General features: G+C 41.9%; 12 protein-coding genes. 6 read left to right on the forward strand and 6 right to left on the reverse strand.

The window, feature by feature from the left end; translation table 11 throughout:
- Nucleotides 1-351 precede the first annotated feature (351 nt).
- From CW749_RS26325 to CW749_RS26335, 3 genes are all read right to left on the reverse strand, one after another.
- Nucleotides 352-3,792 (reverse strand): S41 family peptidase, encoded by a 3,441-nt coding sequence (locus CW749_RS26325; RefSeq protein WP_101115444.1) that lies wholly within the window; start codon nucleotides 3,790-3,792, stop codon nucleotides 352-354.
- 231 nt (nucleotides 3,793-4,023) lie between these two features.
- Nucleotides 4,024-4,974 carry a hypothetical protein gene (locus CW749_RS26330; protein ID WP_101115445.1) on the reverse strand — a complete coding sequence of 317 codons (951 nt, stop codon included), beginning with the start codon at nucleotides 4,972-4,974 and terminating at the stop codon, nucleotides 4,024-4,026.
- 279 nt (nucleotides 4,975-5,253) lie between these two features.
- The gene (locus CW749_RS26335) at nucleotides 5,254-6,219 is read right to left on the reverse strand and encodes an AraC family transcriptional regulator (RefSeq protein ID WP_101115446.1); all 966 of its coding nucleotides are present in this window, start codon (nucleotides 6,217-6,219) and stop codon (nucleotides 5,254-5,256) included.
- A 144-nt stretch (nucleotides 6,220-6,363) separates the two neighbouring features.
- Between CW749_RS26335 and CW749_RS26340 the strand changes: the two genes are divergently transcribed.
- Nucleotides 6,364-6,828, forward strand: coding sequence for an anthrone oxygenase family protein (locus tag CW749_RS26340; RefSeq protein ID WP_101115447.1), 465 nt, complete (start codon nucleotides 6,364-6,366; stop codon nucleotides 6,826-6,828).
- 164 nt (nucleotides 6,829-6,992) lie between these two features.
- Here CW749_RS26340 and CW749_RS26345 read toward each other — a convergent pair whose 3' ends face one another.
- Both CW749_RS26345 and CW749_RS26350 read right to left on the reverse strand, forming a co-directional pair.
- Nucleotides 6,993-8,129: a lipase family protein gene (locus tag CW749_RS26345; protein ID WP_101115448.1), complete on the reverse strand. Its 1,137-nt coding sequence runs from the start codon at nucleotides 8,127-8,129 to the stop codon at nucleotides 6,993-6,995.
- Complete coding sequence (locus tag CW749_RS26350; RefSeq protein ID WP_101115449.1) at nucleotides 8,129-8,653, reverse strand: DUF6795 domain-containing protein; 525 nt, start codon at nucleotides 8,651-8,653, stop codon at nucleotides 8,129-8,131. The genes CW749_RS26345 and CW749_RS26350 overlap by 1 nt, the downstream gene beginning before the upstream one ends.
- Nucleotides 8,654-8,912: 259 nt before the next feature.
- On the opposite strand from CW749_RS26350, the gene CW749_RS26355 reads away from it, so the two are divergent.
- Together CW749_RS26355 and CW749_RS26360 are read left to right on the forward strand one after the other, a co-directional pair.
- Nucleotides 8,913-9,728, forward strand: a complete 816-nt coding sequence (locus tag CW749_RS26355; RefSeq protein ID WP_101115450.1) for a helix-turn-helix domain-containing protein — start codon at nucleotides 8,913-8,915, stop codon at nucleotides 9,726-9,728.
- A gap of 211 nt (nucleotides 9,729-9,939) precedes the next feature.
- Nucleotides 9,940-10,308 (forward strand): VOC family protein, encoded by a 369-nt coding sequence (locus CW749_RS26360; protein WP_101115464.1) that lies wholly within the window; start codon nucleotides 9,940-9,942, stop codon nucleotides 10,306-10,308.
- 159 nt (nucleotides 10,309-10,467) lie between these two features.
- Here CW749_RS26360 and CW749_RS26365 read toward each other — a convergent pair whose 3' ends face one another.
- Entirely contained in the window at nucleotides 10,468-11,019 is a 552-nt protein-coding gene (locus CW749_RS26365) for a hypothetical protein (protein ID WP_101115451.1), read from the reverse strand.
- A gap of 551 nt (nucleotides 11,020-11,570) precedes the next feature.
- Between CW749_RS26365 and CW749_RS26370 the strand changes: the two genes are divergently transcribed.
- From CW749_RS26370 to CW749_RS26380, 3 genes are all read left to right on the forward strand, one after another.
- Complete coding sequence (locus CW749_RS26370; RefSeq protein ID WP_101115452.1) at nucleotides 11,571-13,424, forward strand: 5'-nucleotidase C-terminal domain-containing protein; 1,854 nt, start codon at nucleotides 11,571-11,573, stop codon at nucleotides 13,422-13,424.
- Between the two features lie 230 nt (nucleotides 13,425-13,654).
- Nucleotides 13,655-14,008 (forward strand): GFA family protein, encoded by a 354-nt coding sequence (locus CW749_RS26375; protein ID WP_101115453.1) that lies wholly within the window; start codon nucleotides 13,655-13,657, stop codon nucleotides 14,006-14,008.
- A gap of 198 nt (nucleotides 14,009-14,206) precedes the next feature.
- Complete coding sequence (locus tag CW749_RS26380) at nucleotides 14,207-14,467, forward strand: DUF5062 family protein (protein ID WP_101115454.1); 261 nt, start codon at nucleotides 14,207-14,209, stop codon at nucleotides 14,465-14,467.
- The last annotated feature ends 168 nt before the right edge of the window (nucleotides 14,468-14,635 follow it).

The raw sequence follows: 14,635 nt of genomic DNA on the forward strand, positions 1-14,635 counted from the left end.
TGTTTTACGGAAAAGGGGAATTGATTTGTTTATAATTAAGTGAATTATATCAATAAATTAAGAGTTTTCGGGTGATTTTATAGACAATGAGAGCCATCAAACTCGAAAGAGACGCATACCGTATCTCAAGCTAGTCAAAATGGTTGATATCTTACAAAGTAATAAGAGCTTTGATAATTATTGGATTGGTATCGTCAAATTTGGTCAATAACGTCAAATATCCGCCATCTTGAATACTATTCTTATCACCTCAAGTAAAAAAAGGCGAGCCGCAATGCTCGCCTTAAAATTTATCAATATCAGCCTTAGTTTAGAAAAGGCTTTGTTTAAATGACATTTCCAACTCGCTTCTTACGGCTGAATTTGACTTAGTGCTGCTTCAATAGCGGTATCCAATTGTGTGTCCTTACCAACAGCAATTTCAGAAGGTCGGTTAAAGGCTTGAATATCTGGGATGAGTTCAAGGTTCTCGTAATAACGACCGTCGGATGTTTTTAATGGAAGGTAGGGGAAGATCAAGAAAACATCAGGGTATACTGAAGAGAACGCACCCATTACAGCCGTGCCTGTCCCTGGAACTGGCTCACCAATAATAGGGCCGACGTTCAGATCTTGGTAATACTGGCTAAACGCAGAACCTTCTGAATAAGAAGCGGAGTTTGCTATCACTACCGAAGGTTTTAACCAGCTACGTCTGCTTGCATCTGAAGCGGGTTTACCTTTTTTCGGAACGACAACCGCTGCTTTTTGAGCGGTTAGAAATTCAATTAACGTATCGGCTAAGAAGCCACCTCGGTTAAAGCGTACATCAATGATCAGTGATTCTGTGTTTCTTAAGCGGCCAAGCGCTTCTGCTCGAAGGTGCTCAAAACTATGAGCAGACATGTCAGGCAGGTAGACATAACCAACTTTGCCATTACTTGTTTTAAGAACGTGGTCGCGTCTTGCCAGTTCCCAACGTTTGCTAACCAGTCCATATTGCTCACCATCGCTCATTGGGGTGATTTCTTGCTGCCAAGTGTTCTTTTCTCCTCTCATTAAAGTAACAGAGACAGGCGTGTCTACTTTGTTATTTAATGCTTGAGAAAGTTCAGCGAGGTTAGAAACGGGTTTTCCATTTATAGCAGTAATGCGATCACCTGTTTTAAGCACGACGTCTTCAATGTCGGCAGGGCCGCCTGGCAATACTTCCTTAATGACAAGGTTGAACAATGTCTCTTCTTCAGTCGTTTTTTCGGCAGTTTCGTCCGCAGTTTCTTCGGAATCGGATTCTGCATTCGTATTCGAAGATTCTGTGCGAGCAAACGAGGGGGCAATGTTTTCAGCAAACACTAACCCAAGCGATGCCGTCTCGTCGTAACGCATAGGCGCTTTCGGATAGCCGTAACCTCCAGTGTGAGAAGAATTCAATTCGCCACTGAGCTCACTTAAAATGGTGGCAAAGTCGAGGTCATTGTTGATGTGTGGTAGAAATTTACGGTAGTTATCGCTATAGAAGTCCCAATCCACATTGTCCATATCGGGGCGGTAGTATTGCTCTTTCGTTTGGGTAACGATTTGGTCAAACGCGGCTTTTCTCCTTGGTACCACATCAAAATCTACAGGGAGATCAACGGCGTGATATAGAGGCTCACCAGAATTCGTATCTACTTCAATCACATCATACTCTGTGAGTAGGTAAGCAAATTCTTGGTTTGATGAGATGTAAACGCTATTGGCCTCCGGGAGACCAGAAAACAGTAATGAAGACTCATTGGTTCTGATGTTGTAACTAAACCCTCGTGTACTGTATTCACCTGATGGGTCTGAATACATATCGATGACAAGCAAGTGATCGCCCATTAAGTGCGCACCAATCACGGTTGTAGAGAAGGGGAGGTGGAATGCTTCGCGATACTCTATATTGTTGGCGTTGAAAGCGTAACTCGGCGCACTTTCGTCTTCCTCTGGCGGTTCGATGTTGTCTCTAAAATCTTTCTTTGCGCGATTATTTACAAAGATACCGTTAAGGGTAAATCCGGTGTCTTCGCCATCCGCCGATTTTGTGCCGTACTTTGATGTTTCCCAAAATAAAATTCTGCCGTCAGCGCTCCACTGTGGCATACCATTGTAAAAGCCACTTTGAGACACGTTAATTGAAGACTCGCTTCCATCCGCTTGCACGACGTGAATTTGTTCCACATACGGGCTAGGTGATAAATGCACAGCAAGTTGTGAAGAATCGGGAGACCAAGAAAATTCCATTCGGTTGGATTCACTGACTGTTTCCGCAGAAATAAGCTCCACGCCTAAATTTGCGGTTTCATCATCATCGGAAGTAAGTGCGTCTTCGATTTTGTCTAATACAGACTCTTCATTACTGTCACTGATATCAAGCACATGAAGTGCTCTTCCATCAACAATAAACGCGAGTTTGCTCCCATCCGGAGAGTATTTAGGATGGGTTAAGTTATGTTCTTCAGAAACAAGAAAAGGGGCTTCGTCAGTAATGATTGCTTTCGACAGTCGTTCTTCTTCTTTTTGGGAATATGCCGTATACAGCCCCCATTTACCATCCCGTAATGCACTGTAAATAGCGCCATATCCGTCTGAGGTGAATTCGACGTGTTTTTCCGCACCAATCGTATTGGTTATGTTTTTTACCGTTGTTTTTTCTGCATCGAAAGCATAAATATCCCCGTAGGCGCTCAGTAGCATTTCACCTACGTCGAGTTCTGATGGGACAAAGCTGGTGGCATTATTGGTGAAGTGGTATTGGCTTGGCTGCACGGTGAAATTGTGAATATTGATGTTCACTTTCTTTGCTGTTTTATCGTCATGCCGTTGGGTGTATAGCTCACCATTATATGAAAACGCGAGGTTGCCCTCTCCATCCACAGACAGATGGCGGACGGGGTGTGTAGACAAATGTGTAAGTTGAGATTTTTCTGCGGTTGTTAAATCGTAAAACCACACATTGAAATTCCCATCACGCTCACTGAGGTAGTAAAAGCCAGACTCATCTGCATTCCAAATGGGCTGTTGTGCCGCGATGCGATCTTCAGTGAGCTGGCTGTGTTTACCTGTGGTTGCGTCATAAAGCCAGATGTTCGGAACCGCAAAAGAACGTTGGTGCTTGCGATATTGCTGATCTTTGTGTGGAGAGTTGTACAACAACTTCGTTTCATCGGAATTCCAAACCGCATGTTTCGCCGGTACGCTCAGAACCGCGGAGGATTGATTAGAATGAAGTGCGACGCGATATAGCTGATTCCCGAGAGGGTACAAGGATCCTTCAGGCAAGCTGTAAAAATCTTGCGTTTTATTGGTTAGCCTTGAAGTACTAAACAACAAAGCATCACCATTTTCGCTGAATCCAGTGGGAATATCTGAACCAGAATGATACGTGTGCCTAGCCATCTGGCCAGTTTCAAGGTTTATCGTGAATACATCATCGTTACCATAAGGGTTTGCTGCGAATGCAAGTGTTTGATTGTCGGGTGACCACATCAAATTATGCGGGTAAAAGTCCCCATTGGTGATCGACCTAGCATCGCCCCCCTGACTTGAAACCAAAAATATCTTGCTTTGGTAAGTAAAAGCTAAGGTTTTTCCATCTGGAGACAAAGCGGTATTTCGCAGCCAGAGTGGTGCATTTGAAGCACCTGTTCCTGGCACCGTTTCATCCGCCGATTCTAGTACGGCTTTTTGTACTGCTGCATCGTTAGGTTTGGGGATTTGCGTTGCATGGGCTGGAGAAAGTACACCTGAAATTAAAGCAGCAAGTAGTGAAAAGCGCATGGTATGGCTCATGTCCATTTTCCTTATTTTATATTTATGTTTTTATTATGAACTGCAGATAATTTGAACAAAACTCAAGCGAAAATGTTCAAAATATCTTATCTAATTTAATTATTTAAGCATCTGATTGTTATTATCGAATTCATTTGTTTGGTCAAGATTAGAGATCAGTTTATTAATAAGGTTCGCTTTTTGTAAAGAAAAAGGCGAGCTACGTTGCTCGCCTTTGTTTCTGGATATTCTTTACTTGTTGCTCATACTATAATTCAACGTTGTGCTCGCCCCAGTTGGGAAGGTGAGTAATAGCTCCAAACTGTCTGGTAGAACGTCGCCATCAAGGTTGTGGTACTGGTAACTGTAGTTCGTTACGCTCCCTTCTACAGTTTGCTTCAGATTGCGAATTGGGTGAAATGCCAACCCAAAGAAGTCTACATCCACTTTCCATTCTTTGACTGGATCGGCGTAATACACACCATAAACGAGAGAGCCGTCATCGACGTATTCCATTTCAACGGTTTTTGTTGGCTTACCAAATAGTTTTTGGGTCGCTTTTTTAATCTCTCCATTCGGATGGTACTGAAGGAGCAATGTGTTCTTTTCTTTTGGTGTAGAGAATCGAGTTTCACGAATTTTTCTTAGCTTTCCATCTTCATGGTAGTAATAGTGAAACTCTCTAACGGCGGTATCTTCCCCAGTAATTGGGGCTTGTCTACGTTGAAGCAACTTACCATCTGCCCCGTACGTGTATTGAATTCGATATGACGCGATAGGTGTGCCATCTAAATTCGTTGCTTCGTCATGAAACACTTTTTTGTTCTCGAACGTGACTTGCCCTAGATCATTGTAGCTGTAGTCAGAAACGAAATTCTCTTTTGTGTGTCGTACATAGCTATTGATTGAACCGTGCTTCATCAATGCGCGAGCAGACTGCAATAAGCCTTGTTCGTTGTATGCATAATCAAAAGTGCTGTCTGCGTAATCTCGTTGAGTCACTCTACCCAGATGGTCGTAAGAATACGCACCCGCGACTGTCGTTTCGCCACTGGCTTCTTTCGCGACTTGAGTCAAGCGAGCGGTGGTTGCTTGTACGCTATTGGAGTCCACATAATCTTCAAATACGGAGTAGTGTTCGTAAGCGGAGACGTTAAAAGCCGTTAAAATGGCGAGGGCAGCGAAGCTTCTTTTTAAAATCATATTTAATTACCTGTTTTTATTGATTTATTACCTTCTCCATACATTCGGTTAATGAACAGACGTGTATGAGAGATAGGGCGCTCTGTATCATTTCTGAGAGCAATGCGAACTTATCAGGCAATATTTGTAAAGTAAGCAGCTAGGTGCATTATTTTAGAGTTAATTACTATGTTTGTGATTCTTATTCAGGTTAATAATCTGATTAAATGGATATTTTTGGATTTTAAAATTAGTCTGTTCTGTTTCTTTATGTAAGAAGTGACACAGCGCCTAACAAGATCAGGTTTTCTTGGTGTGGGAAGGGGGAAAACCAAATGCTGCTTTGTACGCCCGACTAAAAGCGGCTTCTGATTGATAACCAACGCTCATCGCAATACTTATAATGGATTCACTCCCTTTGGTGAGCTTATCTTTGGCGAGATTCAGTCTCCAATCGGTGACGTACTTTTTGGGGGTTGAACCTACTACTTGTTTGAAATGATCAATAAAAGCGGTCCGAGACATCCCAGCAATCTTGGCAAGTGTATTAACATCAAGGTTTGAATCTGGGGAGTGGTGAATGGTAGCCATTACCTTTGCTAACTGTTTATCTGAGTGAGCGTTGATCCAAGACTTGTCATTTGCAGGAAGTTCTGAAATCCAAGATCGGATACTCTGAAGAATCAAGATGTCAGCCAATTTGGTGATGACGATACTGGATGCAAACTCTTCGTTGGCAAGCTCTTGCTGAATCAAAGATACGGTTTGGGAAAGGGTGGAGTAAAGGTGTGAATCAGAACCAATGAAAACGAAATCAGGCATCGATTTGGTAATGGAATGAGCAAGCTCGCTGTCGAACACTACCGTACCGCACAATGCCTGAGTTTTGCGACCAGAGCCTTGAATAATTAGCTGCTCGTGATGATTCCCTATCTTCTTTATCTCTAAATCTAAAAGATTGACTGCATCAGACCCTTTCCTATCCACAAAACTGTGCCCGTTTCCTTTGGGTAGGAGGATAAAATCCCCTTCTTGCAGCTCTATGCTTTCCTCACCAATATTTAAGGTAGCGGTACCGCTCGTAATGAGGTGAAACATACAGCTGGAAGGAATGCTAGGCATAGCAATACCCCAGGGCTCTTCTAATAGAGAGTGCGTATAAAAGACGCTTCTCATCGATAGATAAGCAAGTGGGGACACATTCTCTGATTGATGGGTGATTTTGTTCCGCAGACGATCTTGAGCGCTTAGATTGCTGTTAGGCATTTTTGTACTTCCTGCAAAGAATTGCGAACTTTATGCAAATCAAATGATTGCCCATTTCTATTAAATACACAATTACCGATTCAACAGCTTGGCTATCTACCCAACTATCCAACTACCCAATACCCAAACGAAAAGGAGAAGAGTGTGTTTGATTCATTGTTGATGGTGCTGGAAATTGTCACCTTTGTTACAACATCGCTACTTGCAGGGCTTTATTTCATTTTCTACAACACGGTTATGCCTGTATTGAAAGAGCGAAAGACACCAGAGGTCATGGTGAGAATTAATGAGGTCATTTTGAATAAGGGGTTCTTGACGGTATTTTTCTTTTCGCCATTGAGCAGTATTCTTTGCATTCTGATCATTTTTTACCAAGGACAAGCACCAACAATGCCAATGTTTTTAATCGGCGCAGGGCTCGCCATATCCGGTTTTCTTATAACGTTGTTTTTTAATGTTCCACTCAATAACCAGTTAAAAGATTCAGGCACCCAGCTGAATCAAACATGGCAACATTACTTTCAAAAATGGGGTCGCTGGAACGCGATAAGAGGGGGTTTAAGTCTTGTGTCTATAACGCTTATGGCTAGCCATTTTGTCATTCAATAAACCGCGTTTATGAAATCAGAGTGCCAATCCCATTTAGAGTGCTACATGCAAACCCAAAAGAGCCTGCAGTTTAACTACAGGCTCTTTTGAGTGTGTATTCTTTGAAGCTTCATATTCTAGAGTATGTTTTCAACTGTTTAACTATAAGCCTCAGCCGATTTAGCCTAGGCTACTGCTTGCTTTACGGCTCGATATAACCTAGCAACGGTTACTTCAAATACCCACTTAATAAACTTGTAAGAAAGATCGGTTACGTCTTTCGCCACTTTTCCTGCGAATACAAGCATGTGACCTAGTAGTCCTTTAGTCTGCTCAGCAAGTTTTTGTGAGGACTTGGCGACTTTCTCCATTGCTCTGGCGAGTAGGTCGTAATAGGTTAGACCCGCAACAATTATCCCTTGTCCGGTTACTAATGCTCCGTATCCAGCATCTTTCAATAGTGTGATGATTGCTGATGCGATCTTATCTGACCAGCGCTGGCTGAAGGTGACCTGATGGCGATTGTGGAACTTCATACGAACGGGGCGATTTAAGTTGGCAATTGCTGCTCGATTTAAGTGCCCCCAACTGTCGGATCGTAGGTTTGCAAAGTAACCAACATTTGAGTGGAGTTTGTGAGATTCAAAATTCACGCCACTCGAAGAATCCAACCTAAACTCTGGCTTATCAACGGGAGCGTGAGTAAATGGCCATAAAGGTACCATGGGAACCGGGTCTGCCCCATTTGTGCATCGGAAGATTTTTACATTCGAGTGAGTAGACTTGGTAGCATAGCTTTTCATACCTACTCTTGGAGCGCCAAATGTATACAGAAATACTTGAACTTTATAGTGAGCGCGCAGCCAGTCGGCACAAACAGAAGCGACCGCTCCTCCTAAACTGTGACCGACACAGTGGATAACTTTTATTTTCCCAATAGACTGAGACATATAGTTTGCCAGTTGGCTTTTTAAACTATTGAATGTATTTATAAAGCCAGCGTGGGCAATAGCGCCATTTGGGCTGCCTTTTAAAGCGGCATTAGCATCAGTCATTATGTCGGCTGTGTAATCAAAATTGGTACCACGAAACGCCAAAACTAAACTGCTATCATGTTTGTTTTTATTTTTTCCTTCAGCTGCGAGTACAAATTTAGAGAGCCTGCTTTTAAATCTTCCTCCAGTCTTCGCTTCCAAGTATGTTTGGTTAAAGTTAAAAAACTTTTTTATTTGACCTTTGGGCTCAAAAAACTTCGAGTTAAACTCTACTTCATACGCTTGATTTGCGAAATCAAGCGCGCATTTTGGTGAAAGGGAATTCATTAATACAATCCTTTGTAGGTGAGATTATCTAAATTACACATACTTAAGACATCACTCTTAATTGCGTTACTTTCTCCGTACTTTAATGAATAAATTTTCATTGGGGAGTTCATATCGCAATGAAGCGTGCTGAGGGAGTCTGCAACTTTTTCTATCGGATCTAGGGAGTAAAGAACTGAGTGCCAAATTTTTATCTCTTCACCATCGATATTAGCAATGAGATATGTGATTACTCTTTTCTCATCCAAAGGGTTAAGAGGCTTTCGAGTTTCATATTCATGAGAAGGCATAGAAAAATATCCATCCGGATCGGTAGTCGTTGTACTTTCATATGCTTGGCCATAGGCAATTCCTCTTTCGATAGTGATACCGCCAAGAGGTTTATCCCCATCCATCAATCGACCATTGATTTCTGGGCATAAGTGCACAATTCTTTTCTTAAACAAATCAACAGACTCCGCAATAGCTAAAATGGGTAATATGGTTAAAACAAGCAACAAGCCTTTCAACAAAAACTTTGCCATTTTGTCCTTACCGTTGAATAGTGAGAGCTGTAATTTACAGTAATGAATACTCTTTAATAAACTCCACTTATAATTAGCTAGAGCCTACTCGGAAAAATACGCAATTGATAAGTATGTGATTTTCAATCATATAAATTGAAAAAGCTGAAATTGAATCGTAGCTTTGTGGCATTGTTTAGATTGGTAATCTAAACAATGCCTATCTTGTTAATGCAACCCCAAATGGCACCTCCGAAGCTGATAAAAGGAATAACTCATCATGGACTATCAAACTTTTCAGCCCCATCAAGATTTAGAGTCTATCGTTAGCCGTTATTGGACTTTGGAAGTTCCTGCAACAGCAGAGAAGCAAAGGCAGCGAATCGTTCCTGATGGCGCAATAGAAATGGCGTTCATACTCGGGGACGATATCAAGCGATATACATCGGGAGATGATTTCATTATTCAGCCGCGCTCTATGGTGCTTGGGCAGATCACAACGCCTTTTTTTGTCGAACCCACAGGATATGTAAACTCATTTGCAATTAGCTTTTATCCTTACGGTTTCGCTAATTTTGTGAGTACATCGATCAGCACATTGGCAAACAAAGAAACGCCAATAGATATGTTGTTTGACAAAGAATCTGCAAAAAAGCTGGAAGAGCAGATCATCCAAGCATCGGATACAAAACTTAGAATTGAGATAGTCGAATCCTTTCTTCTGGATAAACTCAGTGAGCGGCTGGTGGTCGATAACATTGTTACGTCCACAATAGACACGCTTTTATCAACAAACGGAAGTACATCGATTAGTGAGATTCTGAAAGCAGAGCCATCAAAAAGAAGGCAATTAGAGAGAGCGTTTGTTAAACAAGTCGGTGTTAGCCCAAAGCAGCTTAGTAAATTGATTCGATTGCAGAGCGCCTTAAAAATGTTGCTCAATGAAGAAGGTGAAAGCTTTACTCATATTGCCTATAAGAACGACTATTACGATCAGGCTCACTTTATTAAAGATTTCAAAGAGTTCACTGGCGTTACCCCAAAAGAGTTTTTAGGTCATGAAAATATGGCGCTATCTACCCAATTCTATAAATGAATCACTTTGTCGTATTTTTACAATTTTTCTTCTCATCACCCGTTTAATGTTGCCTTCATCGTTTCTACTCTTAGATGTGGGCAGCATGAAGAAAATTAATTTTCGATTTATTCTTACCATCGCAATACTCATTTTTGGTAACACTGCTTGTTATAGCGAAGATAGAGTTGAATTGAATAACCAACCTGTAACGAATCAAAAGGGAGAAAGTATGAACAGTTACGTTTCAATATTTGAAATTCCAGCGACCGACATTTCACGCGCCATCGAATTTTATGAAGCTATTTTGGACGTTAAAATTGAAAAAGTAGAAATGCCAGGCATGGAAATGGGCGTACTACCTTATGAAGATCAGGCAGTTGTTGGTGTTATCGTAAAAGATGAAGGTTCCGCACCTTCGGCGACGGGTGTCACTATCTACCTGAATGGTGGAGACGACCTTCAAGGTATTCTTGATAGAGTAGAGGTGAACGGTGGAAAAGTCGTTATGCCCAAATCCCCTCATGCGGACGACAGTGGATATTTTGCAATCTTCCATGATTCAGAAGGAAATAGGTTAGGGTTACACTCTCCAAATTGAGTTTTGAAGAATGGTTAAAGCAAGAAAAGGCGAACCAATCGGTTCGCCTTTGGCATTTTACTTAAGCTGAAAATCAACCTTGCTGATTCGCATTAAACCAAACATCTGGGTGAAACTTTAGTAGACGATGTTTGGAGCTAAACCTAATGGAACTAAAAATTAAAAGTTCCACTTAATGTCAATGGCGACTTTTTCAACGTTACTGTTATTTAAGATATTATTGGCTTTTACCGCCATATCCTCAGCATGCGCTTGCGCTAAGCCATGATCATCTGGAAGCCAAGAAGGTTGCTCTGGAACTGGCTCAGGGTTGAATTTAAAGACCGCTTCGGTTTTGCTCTGAGCGCTAACATAACTTAGGTTGTATTGCTCTGCAAACGCAGACATGTTTTGATCTGCTACGAAATCTATCTTGAAGGTATCGAGTAACACGCCAGTCGTGTCATTCGCGTTACATACCGTGTCACCTTTGTACAAACCATCGTTTCGTCTATATAAAGGCGCTAATACTTCCCACGTTCCACCAACGTAAAATATGGACGTGTCGATGGCTTTTGTGTAGGCATCTTGGCCAATGGTGATATCTTTCGTGAACTCGCAATTCACTTCTGTTGGGAAAAGGGGAGAGCCTATAAGCTCAAAGTTCGCTTGGGCTGAAAACGCAAACAGGGACAAAGCGGCGATAGACATCGGCTTAACGAATTTATTCATTTCAAAAATTCCTTTTAAGTTAAAACGAAACAATACTCATTACTGTATTGTTCTGTTTTCAAGCTAACAACCTGATATCAGAGCAACAATATTGCTTGCCCACATTTTATAAATGACTCGCAAAACCGCGTAACTTATTGATGAGTCAATAAGTACTTCAGTGAACCTGGTTTGAATTGGCGATCTTTTTTATTGAAGAATATCGAAGGGACGTAATGTTGAGACAACCACCTCGATCTGATTAGCTGAGTACGGGCTTTATTCCGCCTTGGGGATTACTTTTTATGGAAAGGCTTAGAAATATTGTGGGAACACATTATAAATGCCTTTTCTTGGAGGCAACTCTCACTTTTGAGTGGTTAGATTAACCTTTAGTTAACATTCTAACCTGTCTTTGTTGATAAAACTCACAATAATATTGTAATAAAATAATATTTTTTGACGCTATTCTCAATATTCTCGCATAAGTTCAAAAAAACATTCGATGCAAACCTATAATTAGGGGCTGTAAAAAAGCCAGTCTTTTAATAATCAAATTGTAGGGACGACAAATGAAAACTAAACCATTGGCATTAGCCATCCTGTCGGCAGTGGTAGCTTCAGGGTGTGCAACAACCAAGACAGATCCTTCTCCATTCGATCTGACCATTTTACACGTTAACGATCACCACTCGCATTTAGAGCCTTCACGTCAAAAGCTCAAGTTAGCAGGTCAATCGACGTATGCTCAAGTTGGTGGTTTCCCGGCACTGGTTACAGCGCTGAACGAACGTGCTGAAGCAAGCGAGAACGTGCTTAAACTTCACGCAGGTGATGCCATCTCTGGGACACTATATTACGCGCTGTTCAAAGGTGAAGCTGATGCAGCTCTAATGAACCACGCGTGTTTCGATGCTTTCGCTCTTGGTAATCACGAATTTGATGATGGCGATGCAGGTCTTGCGCGTTTCCTTGACTGGTTAAATGCAGGCAACTGTCCTCCTGAAGTACTTGCTGCAAACGTTATCCCTAAGCAAGGCGTATCTCCACTTGCTCAAAACTCGGCTAATGATTACTTCAAGCCATACACGATCAAGCAATATGGCGACCACAAAATCGGTATTGTTGGTATTGATATCGCTAACAAAACAATGAACTCATCAAACCCTGATGAAACAACACAGTTCTTGAACGAAGTGGAAACAGCCCAGAAATACATTGACGAGTTAGTGTCTAAAGACGTTTCTAAGATCGTTCTTCTAACGCATTACCAGTATTCAAACGACCTGCAACTTGCAGAAGCGTTAACAGATGTCGACGTTATCATCGGTGGTGACTCGCACACGTTGCTTGGTGACTTTGACGCAGTAGGTCTTAAGAGTGACGGCCCTTACCCGACACTGAGAACCAACAAAGACGGCGATCAAGTTTGTGTCGCTCAAGCTTGGCAATACAGCCAAATCCTAGGTGAACTAACGGTTTCGTTTGATGGCAACAAAGTTGCGTCTTGTTCTGGTACACCTCACCTACTAATGGGGCAAGACTTTAAGCGTAAAGACTCAAACGGTAAACGTCAGCCAGTGACGGGTGCAGAGCTTGAAGCAATTATTGCAGACATCAACGCGCAACCAAACCTAGTTCAGGTTACACCAGATGCGGCAACACAAAAAACGCTGTCTTCTTACTCCCAGAAACTGGATGAGTTGAAAGACCAAGAAATCGCTCAGTCAACAGAGCTACTGTGTTACGAGCGCGTTCCTGGTCAACAAAAGCACAATGGCGCAGATGGCTGTGACACTCACACGATTAAACACGGTTCTCAAGTTGCTGACTTAGTCGCACAAGCGTTTCTTGCAGAAACGAAGCGTGCAGATGTTGCTATCCAGAACGGTGGTGGTGCTCGTGCAAACATCACTCAAGGTAAGTTTACCGTTGCTGGTGCAACGAAAGTGCTTCCGTTCAACAACACCATGGTTAACCTAACGATGACGGGTGCTCAGGTTAAGAAAGTCCTTAACCAAGCGGTAGACAAAGCGTATCTAGAGTTTGTAGACAACAGTGCAGACGGTTCTGACGGTGCATACCCATATTCTGCTGGTATTCGATACGACGTGGACTTCAACCGACCTGCTGGTCAGCGTGTTCACAACTTCGAAGTAAAAGCGAAGGGCGATGGTACTTGGTCTAAGCTAAGTGACGACAGAGAGCTGGTTGTGGTAACGAACAACTACATCGCTGGTGGTAAAGATGGATACCTAGCCTTTGGTGAAATCTCGGCAGATAAGTCTAAGTACGAAGATACTTTGAAGCTCTACACTGAAACCTTTATCGATTATGTTCGTGGCCTAACGGCGAACGGAGAGAAAATCAAACCTGTTGCTGCCGAAGATCGCAGTACTCAGACATTTACTCCAAAAGCAAAATAATTGCTAGCAAAGCCGGCCAAGTTAACTAGCTTGGTCGGCTTTAATTAGCCACCTTTCTTAAATCCAGCCTAATTGATTTTTACTTCATTCTTCTAGTTAAAACGATTTCCACTCACTTTCATGTGAAACATCGTCTAATGCTCATATTACGTTTTGTGTGAAGATAATGGCTTTACCCTAATACTGTTTATATATACAGTTATTGTTGTTTTTAAGAAAGGAGCAACAAAATGAAGTATCAGGGGAGTTGTCACTGCAAAGCCGTACAGTTTGAAATTCAGACATCCGAAATCATCGAAGCGCTTCAATGTAACTGTTCGGTCTGTATCCGAAAGAATGCCATTATGTCCAAAAAAAGTTTTGGCAAGGAGGAATTTTCACTCATTAGTGGCAAAGAACATCTAAGCGTTTATCGCTGGGGCGATCATGATGTTAACCACTACTTTTGTAACGTTTGCGGTATTTACCCATTTCACGACACGTCCTATGATCCAGAGGTGTTCAGAGTGAACTTAGGCTGTTTAGACGGCATTGAACCCCGAGAGCTTGATATAACTCAGTTTAATGGCAGAGACGAGTTATAGTGAATCGGCAGTCAACCAGTTTAAAGTAGCTTTTCAACAATCACTTAGTGGATCCAATCAAAGTGTTTTTTTAAATTGCGTTTCTCTTTCGATTTTACTTGGGAAAGTAGCGAAATGTTGTCAATATGAGAGCTTACTAACACGCTGTTTGTGGCGCTTAATGTATTCTAAGCCCAAGCGAAGAAGAGGACTCTATCAATGGCAAAAAGCTCCAAGCTTCATAATGAAGATAAACTGGTTAAAAAGGCACTTGAGATTGCTGGGAAGATGGCAAAAATGCAAGGCTTTGATCTTCCTCAGTCACCGCAGCCCATAAGAGTTAAAGCAATTTACCTATTCTTGGTCGATGCCAAGCAAATTACACCATTACCAGAAAGTAAGCTCGACGGCGCAAACATCAAACACAGGCTGGCACTTTGGATTCACAGCGCGTTGCCAGACAACGACCCTCTAAAATAAAAATCATGATGAAAAAGTAACAAGGCGAACCAAGTGGTTCGCCTTTTTGATCATGGTACTTGTTGTTTAGAAGTGTTCTTTTCTGGTTTCTTAGAATCAATTTCCCTTTTTACATTGGATTATCTAGGAGGTGATTACATGTACAGTTTCACATTTATTATCTGGAAT

This window comes from Vibrio sp. vnigr-6D03 (assembly GCF_002835515.1).
In the GTDB taxonomy this organism is placed as follows: Bacteria; Pseudomonadota; Gammaproteobacteria; order Enterobacterales; family Vibrionaceae; genus Vibrio; species Vibrio penaeicida.

What these genes read in the sequence shown, in the direction of transcription:
- CW749_RS26330 (WP_101115445.1), bottom strand. Translation starts at nt 4,974, where the DNA reads ATGATTTTAAAAAGAAGCTTCGCTGCCCTCGCCATTTTAACGGCTTTT.
- CW749_RS26380 (WP_101115454.1), top strand. Translation starts at nt 14,207, where the DNA reads ATGGCAAAAAGCTCCAAGCTTCATAATGAAGATAAACTGGTTAAAAAG.
- CW749_RS26335 (WP_101115446.1), bottom strand. Translation starts at nt 6,219, where the DNA reads ATGCCTAACAGCAATCTAAGCGCTCAAGATCGTCTGCGGAACAAAATC.
- CW749_RS26355 (WP_101115450.1), top strand. Translation starts at nt 8,913, where the DNA reads ATGGACTATCAAACTTTTCAGCCCCATCAAGATTTAGAGTCTATCGTT.
- CW749_RS26365 (WP_101115451.1), bottom strand. Translation starts at nt 11,019, where the DNA reads ATGAATAAATTCGTTAAGCCGATGTCTATCGCCGCTTTGTCCCTGTTT.
- CW749_RS26370 (WP_101115452.1), top strand. Translation starts at nt 11,571, where the DNA reads ATGAAAACTAAACCATTGGCATTAGCCATCCTGTCGGCAGTGGTAGCT.
- CW749_RS26360 (WP_101115464.1), top strand. Translation starts at nt 9,940, where the DNA reads ATGAACAGTTACGTTTCAATATTTGAAATTCCAGCGACCGACATTTCA.
- CW749_RS26345 (WP_101115448.1), bottom strand. Translation starts at nt 8,129, where the DNA reads ATGAATTCCCTTTCACCAAAATGCGCGCTTGATTTCGCAAATCAAGCG.
- CW749_RS26325 (WP_101115444.1), bottom strand. Translation starts at nt 3,792, where the DNA reads ATGAGCCATACCATGCGCTTTTCACTACTTGCTGCTTTAATTTCAGGT.
- CW749_RS26375 (WP_101115453.1), top strand. Translation starts at nt 13,655, where the DNA reads ATGAAGTATCAGGGGAGTTGTCACTGCAAAGCCGTACAGTTTGAAATT.
- CW749_RS26350 (WP_101115449.1), bottom strand. Translation starts at nt 8,653, where the DNA reads ATGGCAAAGTTTTTGTTGAAAGGCTTGTTGCTTGTTTTAACCATATTA.